19 protein-coding genes are annotated in these 17,505 nt (G+C 69.7%); 17 read left to right on the forward strand and 2 right to left on the reverse strand.

The window, feature by feature from the left end:
* The first annotated feature begins 2 nt into the window (after positions 1-2).
* The 16 genes from cyoC to BKK80_RS07485 all read left to right on the forward strand — a co-directional run bounded on the left by cyoC (position 3) and on the right by BKK80_RS07485 (position 15,405).
* Positions 3-647, forward strand: a complete 645-nt coding sequence (cyoC, locus tag BKK80_RS07410) for a cytochrome o ubiquinol oxidase subunit III (RefSeq protein WP_071011944.1) — start codon at positions 3-5, stop codon at positions 645-647.
* Positions 648-1,001, forward strand: a complete 354-nt coding sequence (locus BKK80_RS07415; protein ID WP_071011945.1) for a cytochrome o ubiquinol oxidase subunit IV — start codon at positions 648-650, stop codon at positions 999-1,001.
* Between the two features lie 422 nt (positions 1,002-1,423).
* Positions 1,424-2,680 carry an urea ABC transporter substrate-binding protein gene (urtA, locus tag BKK80_RS07420; protein ID WP_071011946.1) on the forward strand — a complete coding sequence of 419 codons (1,257 nt, stop codon included), beginning with the start codon at positions 1,424-1,426 and terminating at the stop codon, positions 2,678-2,680.
* Positions 2,681-2,815: 135 nt separating this feature from the next.
* Positions 2,816-4,453, forward strand: a complete 1,638-nt coding sequence (gene urtB, locus BKK80_RS07425) for an urea ABC transporter permease subunit UrtB (protein WP_071068792.1) — start codon at positions 2,816-2,818, stop codon at positions 4,451-4,453.
* A complete protein-coding gene (urtC, locus tag BKK80_RS07430; RefSeq protein ID WP_071068793.1) occupies positions 4,450-5,649 on the forward strand; it encodes an urea ABC transporter permease subunit UrtC in 1,200 nt (399 codons plus the stop codon). The genes urtB and urtC overlap by 4 nt, the downstream gene beginning before the upstream one ends.
* Before the next feature lie 8 nt (positions 5,650-5,657).
* On the forward strand, positions 5,658-6,530 hold the full coding sequence (gene urtD, locus BKK80_RS07435) for an urea ABC transporter ATP-binding protein UrtD (RefSeq protein ID WP_156811360.1): 873 nt from the start codon (positions 5,658-5,660) through the stop codon (positions 6,528-6,530).
* Between the two features lie 2 nt (positions 6,531-6,532).
* The gene (gene urtE / locus BKK80_RS07440) at positions 6,533-7,225 is read left to right on the forward strand and encodes an urea ABC transporter ATP-binding subunit UrtE (RefSeq protein ID WP_071016226.1); all 693 of its coding nucleotides are present in this window, start codon (positions 6,533-6,535) and stop codon (positions 7,223-7,225) included.
* A gap of 216 nt (positions 7,226-7,441) precedes the next feature.
* Positions 7,442-8,314, forward strand: coding sequence for an urease accessory protein UreD (locus BKK80_RS07445; protein WP_071068794.1), 873 nt, complete (start codon positions 7,442-7,444; stop codon positions 8,312-8,314).
* Positions 8,315-8,423: 109 nt separating this feature from the next.
* The gene (locus BKK80_RS07450) at positions 8,424-8,726 is read left to right on the forward strand and encodes an urease subunit gamma (RefSeq protein ID WP_071011954.1); all 303 of its coding nucleotides are present in this window, start codon (positions 8,424-8,426) and stop codon (positions 8,724-8,726) included.
* Positions 8,727-8,786: 60 nt separating this feature from the next.
* Positions 8,787-9,407: a HupE/UreJ family protein gene (locus BKK80_RS07455; RefSeq protein WP_071068795.1), complete on the forward strand. Its 621-nt coding sequence runs from the start codon at positions 8,787-8,789 to the stop codon at positions 9,405-9,407.
* Between the two features lie 67 nt (positions 9,408-9,474).
* On the forward strand, positions 9,475-9,780 hold the full coding sequence (locus BKK80_RS07460; protein WP_071011958.1) for an urease subunit beta: 306 nt from the start codon (positions 9,475-9,477) through the stop codon (positions 9,778-9,780).
* A complete protein-coding gene (gene ureC / locus BKK80_RS07465; protein ID WP_071011960.1) occupies positions 9,780-11,498 on the forward strand; it encodes an urease subunit alpha in 1,719 nt (572 codons plus the stop codon). The genes BKK80_RS07460 and ureC overlap by 1 nt, the downstream gene beginning before the upstream one ends.
* Before the next feature lie 38 nt (positions 11,499-11,536).
* Positions 11,537-12,208: an urease accessory protein UreE gene (gene ureE, locus BKK80_RS07470; RefSeq protein WP_071068796.1), complete on the forward strand. Its 672-nt coding sequence runs from the start codon at positions 11,537-11,539 to the stop codon at positions 12,206-12,208.
* 305 nt (positions 12,209-12,513) lie between these two features.
* Positions 12,514-13,206 carry an urease accessory protein UreF gene (locus BKK80_RS07475; RefSeq protein ID WP_071068797.1) on the forward strand — a complete coding sequence of 231 codons (693 nt, stop codon included), beginning with the start codon at positions 12,514-12,516 and terminating at the stop codon, positions 13,204-13,206.
* Positions 13,207-13,266: 60 nt separating this feature from the next.
* A complete protein-coding gene (gene ureG, locus BKK80_RS07480) occupies positions 13,267-13,896 on the forward strand; it encodes an urease accessory protein UreG (RefSeq protein WP_197523969.1) in 630 nt (209 codons plus the stop codon).
* Positions 13,897-14,355: 459 nt separating this feature from the next.
* Positions 14,356-15,405, forward strand: a complete 1,050-nt coding sequence (locus BKK80_RS07485; RefSeq protein WP_071068798.1) for a threonine ammonia-lyase — start codon at positions 14,356-14,358, stop codon at positions 15,403-15,405.
* A gap of 62 nt (positions 15,406-15,467) precedes the next feature.
* On the opposite strand, the gene BKK80_RS07490 is transcribed toward BKK80_RS07485, so the two are convergent.
* Positions 15,468-15,851: a helix-turn-helix domain-containing protein gene (locus BKK80_RS07490; protein ID WP_071011969.1), complete on the reverse strand. Its 384-nt coding sequence runs from the start codon at positions 15,849-15,851 to the stop codon at positions 15,468-15,470.
* A gap of 130 nt (positions 15,852-15,981) precedes the next feature.
* On the opposite strand from BKK80_RS07490, the gene BKK80_RS07495 reads away from it, so the two are divergent.
* On the forward strand, positions 15,982-16,731 hold the full coding sequence (locus tag BKK80_RS07495) for a hypothetical protein (protein WP_071011971.1): 750 nt from the start codon (positions 15,982-15,984) through the stop codon (positions 16,729-16,731).
* Positions 16,732-16,798: 67 nt separating this feature from the next.
* Here the strand turns inward: BKK80_RS07495 and BKK80_RS07500 are convergent, their stop codons facing one another.
* Positions 16,799-17,494 (reverse strand): glutathione binding-like protein, encoded by a 696-nt coding sequence (locus BKK80_RS07500; protein ID WP_071011972.1) that lies wholly within the window; start codon positions 17,492-17,494, stop codon positions 16,799-16,801.
* Between the last annotated feature and the right edge of the window lie 11 nt (positions 17,495-17,505).

Here is a 17,505-nt window from a genome sequence, read left to right on the forward strand (position 1 = left end):
ACATGTCGACCCAAGTCCTAGACCGTTATCCCGCGCACGCCGCCCCCGCGGCGCATGACCACGCGCACGACCACGACCACGCCCACCACGACACCGCCGGTAACACGGTGTTCGGGTTCTGGGTGTACCTGATGACCGACTGCATCATCTTCGCCGGACTGTTCGCCGCTTTCGCGGTGCTGCGCGGCGAAGTGGCGGGCGGCCCCTCGGGCAAGGAACTGTTCGAACTGAACTACGTCCTGGTCGAGACCTTCCTGCTGCTGTTCTCGAGCCTGACCTCGGGCATGGCGATGGTGGCCCTGCACAACGGCCAGAAGGCCCGCCTGCAGTTCTGGCTGGCCATCACCTTCCTGCTGGGCGCGGCCTTCATCGGCATGGAAATCAACGAGTTCCATCACCTGATCGCCGAGGGCGCCAGCCCGCAGCGCAGCGCCTTCCTGTCGTCCTTCTTCACGCTGGTCGGCACCCACGGCCTGCACGTGGCCAGCGGCCTGCTGTGGATGGCCGTGCTGATGTGCCAGATCGCCAAGAAGGGCCTGACGCCCACCATGAACAAGCGCCTGGCGTGCTTCGCGCTGTTCTGGCACTTTCTGGACATCGTCTGGATCGGCGTGTTCACCGTGGTGTACCTGATGGGAGCGATGTAAATGGAACACAGCAACGTCTCCGCCGGCCACGGCAGCCATGCCGCTGGCGGTGCCAGCCACGGCAGCGTCAAGTCCTATGTGATCGGCTTCGTGCTGGCGGTCATCCTGACCGTGATCCCGTTCAAGATGGTGATGGACGGCTCGGCCGCCCCGTCGACCATCCTGGTGGTGATCCTGGCGCTGGCCGTGGTGCAGATCCTCGTCCACATGGTCTACTTCCTCCACCTCGACCGCTCTTCGGAGCAGCGCTGGAACGTGATCGTGCTGGCCTTCACCGCGCTGATCCTGCTGATCGTGGTGGCAGGCTCGCTGTGGATCATGCACAACATGAACGTCAACATGATGGCGCATTGAACGCCGCGTGCCGCCCGGCGGCACGCGATGTTCCGATGTTCCGACCAACGGGCCCTGCGGGGCCCGTTTTTCTTTGTTGCCGCGCCGGCCGCGTTGCCCCCTGGCGCGCCGCCTTGGCGCATGGCCGCCGCACCTACGCCCGATCGTGGTTCACGCCGCACGCGCAGGGCCCACGCGCCACCCCCGGCGCCGGCATGCCTGGCGCTTCACCCGTGCGCGCCATGCACCACTCTGCCCCATGCACGCCGATGGTGCGCAGCGTCGCTGCACGCCGTTGGTGCGCCGCCCTGACGGGCGCCCGTTCCACGCCCCGCCGCCGCGCCGGCCGGGCCCCCGCACGCGGCGATGGCCTTGGCACGCTAGTTGCAGAACCTGCACCCGGAGTTCGCTGTTCCACAACACACGACAATCTGGGAGCTGCAATGAAACGACGCAATATGCTGAAGCTGACCGCGGTGGCCGCGGCGGCGATGATCGGGTCCAGCACGCTGGCACTGGCGCAGAGCAAGGAGCCGATCAAGGTCGGCATCCTGCACTCGCTGTCCGGCACGATGGCGATCTCCGAGACCTCGCTGAAGGACGTCGCGCTGATGACCATCGACGAGATCAACAAGAGCGGTGGCGTGCTGGGCCGCAAGCTCGAACCGGTGGTGGTGGACCCGGCCTCGAACTGGCCGCTGTTCGCCGAGAAGGCGCGCCAGCTGATCAGCAAGGACAAGGTGGCGGTCACCTTCGGCTGCTGGACTTCGGTGTCGCGCAAGTCGGTGCTGCCGGTCTACGAGGAACTGAACTCGCTGCTGTTCTACCCGGTGCAGTATGAAGGCGAAGAGATGTCGAAGAACGTCTTCTACACCGGCGCGGCGCCCAACCAGCAGGCCATCCCGGCCGTCGAATACCTGATGAGCAAGGAGGGTGGTGGCGCCAAGCGCTTCTTCCTGCTCGGCACCGACTACGTCTATCCGCGCACCACCAACAAGATCCTGCGCGCCTTCCTGAAGAGCAAGGGCGTGGCCGACTCGGACATCGAGGAGGTCTACACGCCGTTCGGCCACAGCGACTACCAGACCATCGTCGCCAACATCAAGAAGTTCTCGCAGGGCGGCAAGACCGCGGTGATCTCGACCATCAACGGCGACTCCAACGTGCCCTTCTACAAGGAACTGGGCAACGCCGGCCTGAAGGCCAAGGACGTGCCGGTGGTCGCCTTCTCGGTCGGCGAAGAAGAGCTGCGCGGCATCGACACCAAGCCGCTGGTGGGCCACCTGGCCGCGTGGAACTACTTCATGTCGGTCAAGAACCCGACCAACGATGCCTTCCGCAAGGAATGGGCGGCCTGGGTCAAGGCCAACAACCTGCCCGGCGGCGACAAGCGCGTGACCAATGACCCGATGGAAGCGACCTACGTCGGCATCCATATGTGGGCCCAGGCCGTCAAGAAGGCCGGCAGCACCGATCCGGACAAGGTGCGTGCGGCCATGTACGGCCAGACCTTCAAGGCGCCGGACGGCTTCACGCTGACCATGGGCGACAACCACCACCTGTACAAGCCGGTGATGATCGGCGAGGTGCGCGGCGACGGCCAGTTCAGCGTGGTGTGGAAGACGCCGAAGCCCATCCGCGCCCAGCCCTGGAGCCCGTTCATCTCGGGCAACGAAGGCAAGCCCGACAAGGTGATGTAAGCGGGGGAGGAGGGCGGCGCCACGCGCCGGCCCCTCCGATCGTACCGCCATGTCCGCGCATGGCGGCCTGGCCGCCACCGGACACCCCCGGAGGAGGCCGGCCGTCCTGCCATCCGTCGCCGACCACAGACCATCATGCTCCGAACCGCATTCCAGTCCGCCGCCTCCCGCCTGCGCGCCGCGCTGGCCGCCGCGCTGCTGCTCGCGGTGCCGCTGCTGCACGCCGCGCCGCTGACGCAGGACGACCTCAAGCCGCTGGCAGGGGACGATTTCGACGCCAAGAGCGCCGCCATCGCCGCGCTCGCCAAGGCGCCGGCCGCGCAGGCCGGCCCCATCCTCAAGGCGCTGCAGGACGATTCGCTGCAATACGCCCCCGGCACCGGCATGGTGATCCAGGACGGCGACAAGATCCTCGACGCCGTCAGCGGCAAGCCGGTCGCGGTCAAGGCCGACGAGCTGGAGGCGCCGACCTTGAACAACAGCCTGCGCTCCCAGGTGGACAGCGCGGCCAGCAGCCTGCTGCTGCAGTCGCCCGACATCGCGGTGCGCACGCAGGCCATCAATACCCTGCTCGACCAGCCCGACAGCGCGTCGCGCGAGACGGTCGAGGCGGCCCGCAAGGCGGAGGCCGACCCCGCGCTGCGCGCCAAGCTGGACGTGATCTGGGCCGGCGCGGCGCTGTCCGACCCGGACCGCAACGCGCGCCTGGAGGCGATCCGCATCCTCGGGCGCGACGATAATCCGCAGAACCGCCTCAAGCTCAAGCCCTTCGTCGAGCGCGATGCGGCGGGCCGCTACCGCGAGCCCGATGCCGAGCTGCGCGTGGCCGCCCAGCAGGTGCTCGACGGCTTGCGCACCGAGCAGCGCCGCGCCGAGCTGATCGGCAACCTGTTCGCCGGCCTGAGCCTGGGCAGCGTGCTGCTGCTGGCGGCGCTCGGCCTGGCCATCACCTACGGCCTGATCGGCGTCATCAACATGGCGCACGGTGAATTCCTGATGATCGGCGCCTATGCGACCTACTCGGTGCAGAGCGTGTTCCGCGCGCATTTCCCCGGCGCCTTCGAGTGGTACCTGCTGGCGGCGCTGCCGGCCGCCTTCCTGGCCTCGGCGCTGGTCGGCTTCGTGCTGGAGCGCCTGGTGCTGCGCCATCTGTACGGCCGCCCGCTCGAGACCTTGCTGGCGACCTTCGGCGTCAGCCTGCTGCTGATGCAGGCCGTGCGCACGGTGTTCGGCGCGCAGAACGTGGAGGTGGCCAATCCGGCATGGATGAGCGGCGGCTTCGCGCTGCTGCCGGCCCTGGTGATTCCCTACAACCGCGTCGTCATCATCGTGTTCGCGCTGGCGGTGGTGGCGGTGGCCTGGGGCGTGCTCAACCGCACCCGCCTCGGCCTGTTCGTGCGCGCCACCACGCAGAACCGCACCATGGCGGCCTGCGTGGGCGTGCGCACCTGGAAGGTCGACAGCTACGCCTTCGCCTTCGGCGCCGGCATCGCCGGCCTGGGCGGTTGTGCGCTGTCGCAGATCGGCAATGTGGGTCCGGACCTCGGCCAGGCCTACATCATCGATTCCTTCATGGTGGTCGTGCTGGGCGGCGTGGGCCAGCTCGCCGGCACCATCGTCGGGGCCTTCGGCCTGGGCCTCGTCAACAAGTTCATCGAGCCGTTCTACGGCGCGGTGCTGGCCAAGATCTTCGTCCTGGTGCTGATCGTGCTCTTCATCCAGAAGCGCCCGCAAGGACTGTTCGCGCTCAAGGGGCGCAGCGCGGAGGCATGATGCAGGGTTCCTTCTCTCGATCCTCGAACGGTTTGCGCCTGGACGTGCCCGAGCGCCAGCCGCTGTTCCCCGCGCGCGGCTGGCTGGCGCTGGCGGTGCTCGCCGCCATCGCCTGCATCGGCGTGCCGCTGTGCGCGCTGGTGCTGCCGCCCGGCCATCCGCTGCACCTGTCGGCTTACGCACTGACGCTGATCGGCAAGATCATGTGCTACGCGCTGGCGGCCATCGCGCTCGACCTGGTGTGGGGCTACTGCGGCATCCTCAGCCTGGGCCATGGCCTGTTCTTCGCCCTCGGCGGCTATGCCATGGGCATGTACCTGATGCGGGCCATCGGGCGCGAGGGCGTCTACAAGAGCGAGCTGCCGGACTTCATGGTGTTCCTGGACTGGAAGGAACTGCCCTGGTTCTGGCACGGCAGCGAGCACCTGTGGGTGGCGCTGGCCCTGGTGGTGCTGGTGCCCGGCTTGCTGGCCTGGCTGTTCGGCTTCTTCGCCTTCCGCTCGCGCATCAAGGGCGTCTACCTGTCCATCATCACACAGGCGATGACCTATGCGGCCATGCTGCTGTTCTTCCGCAACGAGACCGGCTTCGGCGGCAACAACGGCTTCACCGACTTCAAGCGCATCGCCGGCTTCGCCGTGGCCGCGCCGCAGACCCGCACCGCGCTGTTCGTGCTGAGCTTCGCCGCGCTGCTGGCCGGCTTCATCGCCTGCCGCGCCATCGTCGCCTCCAAGCTGGGCCGCGTGGTGACGGCGGTGCGCGATGCCGAGACGCGCGTGATGTTCTCCGGCTACAACCCGCTCGGCTACAAGCTGTTCGTATGGACCTTCTCGGCGGTGCTGTGCGGTATCGCGGGCGCGCTCTACGTGCCGCAGGTGGGCATCATCAACCCGGGCGAGATGTCGCCGGCCAACTCGATCGAGATGGCGGTGTGGGTGGCCGTGGGCGGGCGCGGCACGCTGGTCGGCCCGGTCGTCGGCGCCTTCCTCGTCAACGGGGCCAAGACCCTGTTCACGGCCTATTTCGCCGAGTACTGGCTGTTCCTGCTGGGGGCGATGTTCGTGCTGGTCACGCTCTACCTGCCGGACGGCGTGGTCGGCCTGTTCAAGCGGCTGCGCGCCGCGCGCCGGCCGCAGGTGCCGGCGGTGGCGGCCGCGCCGGCGGCCGGCGCGAGCCATAGCGGAGGTGAGGCATGAGTGCGGCGATGGGTATCAGCAAGAGCGTCGAGGCCGGCGCGCAGGGCGATGCCGGGTTGGCCGAGAGCGGCGACGCCACCGGCCTGGGCCGGGTGCTGGAGCCGGGCGTCATCGACGTCTCGCACGGCCCCATCCTCTACCTGGAGGACGTGACCGTGCAGTTCGATGGCTTCCGCGCGCTCAACAAGCTGACGCTGTCGATCGACCACGGCGAGCTGCGCTGCGTGATCGGCCCCAACGGCGCCGGCAAGACCACCATGATGGACGTGATCACCGGCAAGACCGGACCGCGTAACGCCAGCGTCAACGGCCGCGTGTTCCTGGGCCAGACCATCGACCTGATGCGCATGACGGAGCCGCAGATCGCCCAGGCCGGCATCGGCCGCAAGTTCCAGAAGCCCACCGTGTTCGAGCAGCACGCGGTGTGGGAGAACCTGGAGCTGGCGATGAAGGCGGACAAGCGCTGGTGGGCCACGCTGCGCGCGCGCCTGGACGGCAGCGGGCGCGGCCGCATCGAGCAGACGCTGGCGCTGACCGGTCTGGAAGACGAGGCCTACCGGCCCGCCGGGCTGCTGTCGCACGGACAGAAGCAGCGCCTCGAGATCGGCATGCTGCTGATGCAGCAGCCGCAGCTGTTGCTGCTGGACGAGCCGGTGGCCGGCATGACCGACGAGGAAACCATGCAGCTCGCCGCGCTGCTCAACGGCCTGCGCGGCACCTGCTCGATGATGGTGGTGGAGCATGACATGGAGTTCGTCGCCGCGCTGGCCGGCGAGGCCGGCAAGGTGACGGTGCTGGCCGAGGGCAGCGTGCTGGCCGAAGGCACGCTGGACGCCGTCAAGCGCGACGAGCGCGTGATCGAATCTTATCTGGGACGATGAAGATGCTGCAGGTCAATGCACTGAACCAGTTCTACGGCGGCAGCCACATCCTGCGCGACGTCAGCTTCGAGGTGCCGCACGGCCGCCTGACCACGCTGCTCGGGCGCAACGGCGTAGGCAAGAGCACGCTGCTCAAATGCCTGATGGGCGTGGTGCCCACGCGCAGCGGCAGCATCCAGTGGGATGGCCGCGCGCTGGAAAAGAAGCCGCCCTACGAACGCGTGTCCGCAGGCCTGGCCTATGTGCCGCAGGGGCGCGAGATCTTCCCGCGCCTGACGGTGGAAGAGAACCTGCTGATCGGCGCGGCCAGCCGTGCCCGACCGGCCGGCGTGCCGGAACGCATCTACGAGCTGTTCCCGGTGCTGCGCACCATGCGCCAGCGGCGCGGCGGCGACCTGTCGGGCGGACAGCAGCAGCAACTGGCGATCGGACGCGCGCTGATGAGCGAGCCCGGCCTGCTGATCCTGGACGAGCCGACCGAAGGCATCCAGCCCTCCATCATCCAGGACATCGGGCGCGCGCTGCGGCTGCTGGTCGACGAATTCGGCATGACGGTGCTGCTGGTGGAGCAGTACTACGAGTTCGCCCGCCACCTGGCCGACCACTACGTGGTGATGAGCCGCGGCGAAGTGGTGGCCAAGGGGGCGGGCGCGGACATGGAGCGCGATGGCGTGCGCGAGTTGATCGCGGTGTGAGCGCCGATCGGGCCGCTTGCGCCGCTTGGGCCGATTGCGCCGATTGCGCCGATCAAGCCGTGCGAGTGCGGCAGCGGCGGCGCGCCGGCGACGGGGCTTCCGGGCCCCGCGGTGGCGCGCTATGATGCCCGCAGCACAGGCGGTCTGGCGGCGCGGTGCCAAGCGCCGCCGCCCGCATCCGTCCTCGCGCCTTGCCGATACGTGCTTCCATTTCCCATGCGCCATCCCGATTTCCCTCCCGCCGTGGCCACGCTTCCTGCCTGGCAGGCCAGCCTGCGCCTGCGCTTCGCCGCGCGGGGCGGGCGCAGCGTGCTGGTCGAGCGCCGCCACCAGGGGCCGCTGCTGGTGCAGAAGCCGCTCTATCCCGAGGGCGCGCCCTGCCACGCGGTGATCCTCCATCCGCCGGCGGGCATCGCCGGCGGCGACGACCTCGATATCGAGGTGGCGGTGGAGGCCGGCGCGCATGGCGTGCTGGCCACGCCCGGCGCAAGCAAGTGGTACAAGTCGCTCGGGCGCGAGGCCGCGCAGCGCGTGACGCTGCGCGTGGCCGCCGGCGCGCGGCTCGACTGGCTGCCGCAGGAGAACATCATCTACGACGCGGCGCGCGCGCGCATCGCCACCCGCGTCGAGGTCGAGCCGGGCGGCAGCGTGATCGGCTGGGACGCGCTGGTGCTGGGGCGGCGTGCTTCCGGCGAGCAGTGGTCCAGCGGTGCCGTGTGGCTCGACACCTGGGTCGGCGGCGGCGCGCGCGCGCAGTGGATCGAGCAGGCGCACATCACGGCGGACTCACCGTTGCGCGGCGCCCGGGGCGGCATGGACGGGCTGCCGGTGATGGGCACGCTGTGGGCGGTGGGGGAGGGGGCCACGCAGGAGCTGGCCGAGCAGCTGGCGCAGACGCTACCCTACACGGCGGTGTTGCGTGCGGGCGTGAGCTGCCTGCCGGCGGCGCGCGCGCAGCCCGTGCTGCTGCTGCGCGTGCTGGGTGAGCGCATGGAGGCGGTACGCCAGGTGCTGGTGGCGGCATGGACGCTGCTGCGCGAGCCCATGCACGGGGTGCCGGCGCGGCCGCTGCGCCTGTGGGCCACTTGAGCTCGCCTGAGGCCGGGGCGGTGGACACGCCGATGGATGGGACGGCAAGCCGAGAGAACCGAGAGAACCAAGAGAACCAAGGGAACCGAGAGACAAGAGGAATGCGAGCATGGAACTGACACCACGCGAGAAGGACAAGCTGCTGATCTTCACCGCCGCGCTGCTGGCCGAGCGCCGCCGCGCGCGCGGACTGAAACTGAACTACCCCGAGGCGGTGGCGCTGATCACCGCCGCCATCATGGAGGGGGCGCGCGACGGCCGCACCGTGGCCGAGCTGATGCACGAGGGCACCACCGTGCTGGCGCGCGAGGACGTGATGGAAGGCGTGGCCGAGATGATCCCGGAGATCCAGGTCGAAGCCACCTTCCCGGACGGCACCAAGCTGGTCACGGTGCACCACCCGATCGTCTGAGGCCGTGCCGCGCGTCCCTGCCCGAGCCTTTCCTGAGCTGACACCAGAAGAGAGATCCCGATGAACCGCCCCTCCCGCAACATCGTCCGCGCGCGCCTGGCCCTTGGCGCCACCCTGTCGCTGGCCGCTGCCTCCGCCTTTGCCCATCCCGGCCACGATGCCGCCACCGTCGGCGCCAGCCTGTGGGCCGGCCTGCTGCACCCCTTCACCGGACTGGACCACCTGCTGGCGATGACGGCGGTCGGGGTCTGGAGCGCACAGACGGCGCAGGGCGGCAGCGTGCTGCGGCTGCCGCTCGCCTTCGTGCTGCTGATGCTGGTGGGCGCCGTGCTCGGGCTGGGCGGGCTCGCCCTGCCGGCGGTGGAGCCCATGATCGCCGCTTCGCTGCTGGTGCTTGGCCTGCTGGTGGCGGCGCGCGCCGCGCTGCCGGGCCCGGCCGGCATGGCCGTGGTCGGTGGCTTCGCCTTGTTCCATGGCTATGCGCACGGCGCCGAGCTGCCCGCTGCCGCCGCCGCGTTGCCGGCCACGCTGGCCTACGTGGCCGGCTTTGCCTGCGCCACCATGGCTCTGCACCTGTCGGGCATCGGGCTGGGCAGCGCGCTGCGCCGCCAGGGCGGCTGGCTGATGCGCGCGGCCGGGGCCGGCGTGGCGCTGTATGGCATCGGCCTGCTGGCGGCCTGAGCGCCGCGGCGCGGACCCGGTGCTGCCAACGACCAAGCGAGAGCAAACAAGAGGAGAGCACAAGCCCATGATTCCCGGCGAACTGATGCCCGCCGACGGCGAGATCGAACTCAATGTCGGCCGGCCCACGGTCACGGTCACCGTGGCCAATACCGGCGACCGGCCCATCCAGGTCGGCTCGCATTTCCACTTCTACGAAACCAATGCAGCGCTCGACTTCGACCGCGCGGCGGCGCGCGGCTTCCGGCTGAATATCGCCGCCGGCACCGCGGTGCGCTTCGAGCCCGGCCAGAGCCGCACCGTCGAGCTGGTGGCGCTCGACGGCGCGCGCATCGTCTACGGTTTCAACGGCAAGATCATGGGAGCGCTGTGATGAGCGTGAAGATCTCCAGGCAAGCCTATGCCGAGATGTTCGGCCCCACCACCGGCGACCGCCTGCGGCTCGCCGACACCGGGCTGGTGGTCGAGGTGGAGAAGGATTTCACCGTCTACGGAGAAGAAGTGAAGTTCGGCGGCGGCAAGGTGATCCGCGACGGCATGGGGCAGAGCCAGCGCCTGGCCGCCGACTGCGTCGACACCGTGATCACCAATGCCCTGATCATCGACCACTGGGGCATCGTCAAGGCCGACATCGGCCTCAAGGGCGGCCGCATCGCCGGCATCGGCAAGGCCGGCAACCCCGACATCCAGCCGGCCGTCACCATCGTGGTAGGTCCCGCCACCGAGGTGATCGCGGGCGAGGGCATGATCGTCACCGCGGGTGGCATCGACACCCACATCCACTTCATCTGCCCGCAGCAGATCGATGAAGCGCTGATGAGCGGCGTCACCACCATGATCGGCGGCGGCACCGGTCCCGCCACCGGCACCTTCGCCACCACGGTGACGCCCGGGCCCTGGTACATGGGCCGCATGCTGCAGGCGGCCGAGGCCTACCCGATGAACATCGGCTTCCTCGGCAAGGGCAACGCCAGCCAGGCGGCGCCGCTGACCGAGCAGGTCGAGGCCGGCGCGATCGGCCTCAAGCTGCACGAAGACTGGGGCACCACGCCGCAGGCGATCGACACTTGCCTGAGCGTGGCCGATGCCACCGACACCCAGGTCGCGATCCACACCGACACGCTCAACGAGGCCGGCTTCGTCGAAGCCACCATTGCCGCGTTCAAGGGCCGCACCATCCATACCTACCACACCGAAGGCGCCGGCGGCGGCCATGCGCCGGACATCATCAAGGTGTGCGGCGAAGCCAACGTGCTGCCCTCGTCGACCAATCCGACCCGGCCCTACACCGTCAACACGCTCGACGAGCACCTCGACATGCTGATGGTGTGCCACCACCTGGACCCGGCCATCGCCGAGGACATCGCCTTCGCCGAAAGCCGCATCCGCCGCGAGACCATCGCCGCCGAAGACATCCTGCACGACCTCGGCGCGTTCTCGATGATCTCCAGCGATTCGCAGGCCATGGGCCGGGTCGGCGAGGTCATCATCCGCACCTGGCAGACCGCGCACAAGATGGCGGCGCAGCGCGGCAAGCTGCCGGGCGATCCGCACGACGCGCGCGGCGGGCACGACAACTTCCGCGTCAAGCGCTACATCGCCAAGTACACCATCAACCCGGCGCTGACCCACGGCATCGCGCACGAGGTAGGCTCCGTCGAAGTCGGCAAGTGGGCCGACCTGGTGCTGTGGCGGCCGGCCTTCTTCGGCGTCAAGCCGAGCCTGATCCTCAAGGGCGGCATGATCGCGGCGGCGGCCATGGGCGACCCCAACGCGTCCATTCCGACGCCGCAGCCGGTGCACTACCGGCCGATGTTCGCCAGCGCCGGCGGCGCGCTGCACCAGTCCTCGCTGACCTTCGTCTCGCAGGCGGCGCTGGCCGCCGGCGTGGGGGAACGCAACGGCCTGCGCAAGGTGCTGTCGGCGGTACGCGGCACGCGCACCGTCAGCAAGCGCGACATGGTGCACAATGACTGGCAGCCGCATGTCACGGTCGATCCCGAGACCTACCAGGTCGTGGCCGACGGCCAGCTGCTGATGTGCGAGCCGGCCACCGTGCTGCCGATGGCGCAGCGCTACTTCCTCTTCTGACGCGGCACCGTGCCGGACGTGCCGCCCGCAAGCCTGTCATGCTAAAGATCGACAAACACCTCAGTGCACCGCACGGCATCGCGCCCGTGCTGGTCAAGCGCGCCCCCAAGCTGGTGCTGCCCTTCGGCGAGCGCAGCAAGAGCCGGCTGCGCGCCACGCTCGACAACGGCGAGGAAGCCGCCCTGTTCCTGCCGCGCGGCACCGTGCTGCGCGGCGGCGACCTGCTGGTGACCGAAGCGGGCACCTTCGTCGAGGTGCTGGCGGCGCCCGAGCACGTGCTGCAGGTCAGCGCCGCCGATCCGCTGGCGCTGATGCGCGCCGCCTACCATCTCGGCAACCGCCATACCCCGGTGGAAGTCGGGCGCGACTACCTGCGGCTGGAATACGATCCGGTGCTGGCCGACATGCTGGCCCGCCTCGGCGTGCGCGCCGAACGCACGGAGCAGCCGTTCGAACCGGAAGCCGGCGCCTACGGCGGCGGCCACAAGCACGGGCACGACGCGACCTTCGCCGAGGACTACGCGGCCGCGCAGGCGGTGTTCCACGAGCATCATGGGCATGGTCACGATCATGGGCACTCGCACTCGCACTCGCACTCGCACTCGCACTCGCACTCGCACTCGCACTCGCACGGCCATTCGCATCCCCATGGCGATTCGCACGACCATGGCGATCACGTGCATGACGAGCATTGCGGGCACAAGCACTGAGAGGTTTCGCGCAGACGCATGAAAAAGCGATCGCCTGATTCTCTGCCGACGACCGAGCTCCCCTCTCCCGCGTGCGGGAGAGGGGAGCAAACCGGCGCGCGCCGGGTGCCGTTTCGCGACAATGCGGCTCAGGCAGTCCGGGTGGAATCGTCCGGCGCGCGAAGCCGCCCGAATCCGGCCGACAACGTAAGCGCACCGAAGCTCCCCTCTCCCGCATGCGGGAGAGGGGCTGGGGGTGAGGGCGGGCGCCCGGTAGAGCGGCGCGGCGATGATCTTCCCGTGCGCCAACGAAGAGCCGGCGAACCATGACCGCACTCCCCCAACTCCTCTCCCTGCTCCACCTCGCCTCTCCCGCGCTGCCGATCGGGGGCTTCAGCTATTCCCAGGGCCTGGAGGCCGCCATCGACTGCGGCATGGTGCGCGATGCCGACAGCGCCGAGCGCTGGATCCGCGACAACCTGCTGTCTGTGCAGTCGCAGTGCGAGGCGCCGCTGTGGCTGCTGCTGCATCGTGCCTGGCAGGCCGGCGACCTGGCCGCGGTGCGGCATTGGAACGACTGGTTCCATGCCACCCGCGAGACCGCCGAGCTGAGGCTGGAGACCGAGCAGATGGGCTGGTCGCTGGCGCGCCTGCTGGGGCAGATGGGCTGGGGTGACCTGGCCCTGCGCGACGGCCTGGCCGCGCTGGCGCCGGCCTGCCTGCCGACGGCCTTCGCCGCGGCCTGCGTGGCGCTGCAGGTGGAGGAGGGCGACGGCCTGGCGGCCTACTGCTTCAACTGGGCCGAGAACCAGGTGGCGGCGGCGCTCAAGGCGGTGCCGCTCGGCCAGGTGGCGGGGCAGCACATCCTGCGCCGCCTGCATGCGACGGTGCTGGCGACGGTGGCCGAGGCGCAGCGGCGCGCGGGCGCCGAGCCGCCGCTGCTGTCGACCTTCTCGCCCATGCTGGGCCTGCTGTCGGCGCGCCACGAGACGCAGTATTCCCGGTTGTTCCGCTCCTGAAGGCAGGCGTCCGTCACCAGGCCCCTGCCCGGACTCTCATTCGAATCGCCAAACGAAACCATCATGACTACCCGAACCAAGAAGAACCCGCCGCTGCGCGTCGGCGTCGGCGGCCCGGTGGGCTCCGGCAAGACCACCCTGCTCGAGATGCTGTGCAAGGCCATGCGCGAGCGCTATGACCTGGTCGCCATCACCAACGACATCTACACCAAGGAAGACCAGCGCCTGCTGACCATCTCAGGTGCGTTGCCGGCCGAGCGCATCATGGGCGTGGAGACCGGCGGCTGCCCGCATACGGCGATCCGCGAGGACGCCTCGATCAACCTGGAGGCGGTCGACCGCATGCTGGCGAAGTTTCCCGACGCCGACGTGGTCTTCATCGAGTCCGGCGGCGACAACCTGGCGGCCACCTTCAGCCCGGAGCTGTCCGACCTGACCATCTACGTGATCGATGTGGCCGGCGGCGAGAAGATCCCGCGCAAGGGCGGGCCGGGCATCACCAAGTCCGACCTGCTGGTGATCAACAAGACCGACCTCGCGCCCTATGTCGGCGCTTCGCTCGAAGTCATGGAGAGCGACGCCCGCAAGATGCGCGGCGAGCGGCCCTTCGTGATGGGCAGCGTCAAGTCGGGGCAGGGGCTGGACGAGGTGATCCGCTTCATCGAACGCGCCGGACTGCTGGGCATCTAGCCGCCTGGCAGGGCACGCCGTGCTTGCCAGCGCGGCGCATGCTTTGGCATACTGCTGAGCTATGCCAGCCATGCCGACCGCCCTTTCCGCCTGTCGCGCCGCCACCGTTACCGGTGCCGGTGTGTACGGCCGTGCGGTTGCGGCGCTCCCGGCTGAGCACCCGGCCAGTATCGCCGCCGCCCCGTGCGCGGGCGGCGCCTCCCTGGCGCGCTCCCTCGCGCGTTCCACCCCCCTCTCCATCATCCGAATTATCTCGGGTCGCTGAGCTGCGGCTTCGGCCGGTGCTTGGTGGCCCCAGTCCCGGCTGCGCGCGCCCAGGCGGCGCCGCGCCGCCGCTTGCGGCCAGCCGGCAGCGTGCCGGCCGGCGATCCGAATCTTGCGAAGATTGCGGGCGCAGCGGGTGCGGCAGCTACGGCGGCCGTGCCGCCTGCTGTCTCGCCCGCGCCGATGGAGAGTCCCATGTCCAACCCGCTCGAGCTGCTGAGCACGCTCGCCCACCTGTACGCCCCTTATCCCACGCTGGCCGAGATCGAGGCCACCGCGGCACGCCTGCAAGGCAAGGTCCTGTCCACGCCGGTCTGGCCCTGGCAGGCCGGCGAACTGCCCGGCCGCCTGCGGCCCGGCACCGAGGTCTGGCTGAAACTGGAGCTGTTCCAGCTCACCGGCACCTTCAAGCTGCGCGGCGCGCTCAACAGCATCCTGCAGCTTGACCAGCCGGCACGCGCGCGCGGCGTGGTCGCCGCCAGCGCCGGCAACCATGCCATGGCGGTGGCTTATGCCGCCCGCGTGGCCGGCGTCAGCGCACGGTTGGCGATGCCGGCCGGCGCCAGCCCGGCGCGCGTCGAGGCATGCCGGGCCTGGGGCGCGCAGGTGGAGCTGCTGCCCGACGTGCACGCAGCCTTCGCGCGTGCCGATGCACTGGTGGAAGAGGAGGGGCGCACCATGGTCCATCCCTATGATGGCCCGCTGATCGCCCAGGGTACGGGCACCGTCGGACTCGAACTGATGCGCCAGGTCGCGTCCCTCGATGCGGTGGTGGTGCCGGTGGGCGGCGGCGGCCTGGCGGCGGGCATCGCCGCCGCGGTCAAGCAGATCAATCCAGCCTGCCGCGTCTACGGCGTCGAGCCCGAGGGGGCCGACGCCATGACGCGCAGCTTCGAGGCCGGCTCGCCGCAGCGGCTCGAACGCGTGCAGACCATCGCCGACAGCCTCGGCGCGCCCTATGCGTTGCCCTACAGCTTCGGCGTGTGCCGCCGCTTCGTCGATGCCATGGTGCGCGTCAGCGACGATGCGCTGCGCGCGGCCATGCACGCGCTGTACCGCGACGTGAAGCTGGCCACCGAACCCGCCACCGCGGCCTCGACCGCGGCCCTGCTCGGACCGCTGCGCGAGGAGCTGGGCGGCAAGCGCGTAGCGCTGATCGTGTGCGGCTCCAATCTCGATGCGCCGACTTTCGCGCGCCATCTGCGCGATGCCGAAGCCCGGGCGCAGGCCGTGCAGGACGCCTGAGCGCGGGCGTTTGCCGCCGGGAGGAAGGGGTAGGGCAGGCCGGTGGGAAGGCGCGGCGCGCTTCAGCGCGCGCCGCCCTTGTTGGCGAGGGCGCGCGCGACCGCGGCGACCACGTCCTGTTCGCTGTCCGACAGCGTCGTCATATAGCGCAGCGTGGCCTGCTGGGCCGGGTTCTTGCCGCTGCGGAAGGGCGTGCGCTTCTGCTCCAGCAGCAGTTCGCTGGCCGGCGCCTCGCCGAAGCGCATCAGCTCGCCAGGTGGTACGCCGAGCGTGTCGGCGAGCGCGCAGATATTGATCAAGGCCACATTCCGCACACCGCGCTCGATTCCGCTGACGTACGAACGAGCCAATCCACTCTCCAATGCCAGCTTCTCCTGAGACCAGCCTCGCTGCTTTCTCAGCATTGCAAGTTGTTGTCCGAATAACTTCAGGGGAGTGCTGACCATGGTCCAGGCAGAAATGGAATCGGTCAGAGGCTAAGGGTTTGACCTTGCCAGGGCGACAACTTATAGTGTCACGCACTATCGGTTACAGCCGGCGCGAACTTGAGCGGACCGGCTCTGCGAGGAGCGTGCGATGCAAGTCTTTTCCCTCTTCGACTCACCGTTCAGCGAGGCCGGGCAAGCCGTGGGCCCGGGCCTCGGCCTGCACGCGCGGCTGCTGCCCGACGACTTCGACGGCCTCGGTGGCGGCGGCGCGGACTGCGTGCTGTTGCGCGAGGGCGAGACGCAGCAGGGCGTCGCGGTGGCGGGAGCGCAGCTTTGGACCTGCCTGCGCGGCGCGCTGGCGCTGTCGCTGGCGGGCGAGGACGGCATCGTGCTGCTCGGTGCCGGCGACCTGTTCATGCCGCCCGGAGGTGGCACGCTGCGGGTATGCGCGCTGCTGGACAGCGTGCTGGTGTGCACGGCGCTGGAGGGGGCGGCGCCGGCCGCGCGCGAGCGGGCCGCTTCCTGGCAGGACGGCGCTTTGCTGCGTGCCGACGAGGCTGTCATCACGCTCGATGCGGCGACCCTGCGCGCCGGCGGCGATGGCGTGCCGGGCCGCCACGCCGCGCTGGCCGCCGTGCGCCGCGACGAGCAGGGCTGGGCCGAGGCGCTGGCGCGCCACGGCCTGCGCTGGGCGGTGTGCTATCGCGGGGTGCTGCGCCTGCGCTGGTGGTCGCTCGCGGCGGGAAGCGAGGACGCGGCGCCGGTGCAGGAAGCCTACCTGCAGCCCGGCATGGCCTATGCCCCCGATGCCGGCGAGCGCTACCGCCTGGAGGCCCTGAGCGAACCCGCGGGGCTGCTGTGCGGCCTGCAGCCGCCGGCGTGGCGCGCGGCGGCCTGAGCGGACCGGGGCCGGCACGAACTCCCGGGTGCCGCGCCCGGTGGTGCCGGTACCGGTGGCGCCGGTATCAGTGACGCTGGTACTGCGTGGCGCCGAACAGGACCTCGCGCGCCTTGGCATCGTCTTGCAGCGCGCGCCGCTGAGCAGACAGCACCTCCACGCCGCGCTTGACCGCGGGACGCTCGGCGATGACGTTGAACCAGCGCTTCAGGTGCGGGTACTCGTCCAGTTCCACCCCCTGGTTCTGCCAGCTGCGCAGCCAGGGGAAGGTGGCGATGTCGGCGATGGAGTACTGGTCGCCGGCCAGCCATTCATGCCTGGACAACTGCTTGTCGATCACGCCGTACAGGCGCTTGGCCTCGTTGGTATAGCGCTGGATGGCGTAGTCGATCTTCTCCGGCGCGTAGATGCGGAAGTGGTGGGCCTGGCCCAGCATCGGGCCGACGCCGCCCATCTGGAACATCAGCCACTGCAGCGCATCGTACTTGCCGCGCACGTCCTCGGGCAGGAACCTGCCGGTCTTGCCGGCCAGGTAGACCAGGATGGCGCCCGACTCGAACAGCGAGATCGGCTCGCCGTCCGGGCCGTCGGGATCGACGATGGCCGGGATCTTGTTGTTCGGGCTGATGGCGAGGAAGTCCTCGCCGAACTGGTCGCCGGCGCCGATATTGATCGGGTGGACGCGGTAGGGCAGGCCGCACTCCTCCAGCATGATATGAACCTTGTGGCCGTTGGGCGTGGCCCAGGTGTAGACGTCGATCATCGGGAAAGGGC

Origin of the sequence: Cupriavidus malaysiensis (genome assembly GCF_001854325.1) — a bacterium.
Classification (GTDB): Bacteria; Pseudomonadota; Gammaproteobacteria; order Burkholderiales; family Burkholderiaceae; genus Cupriavidus; species Cupriavidus malaysiensis.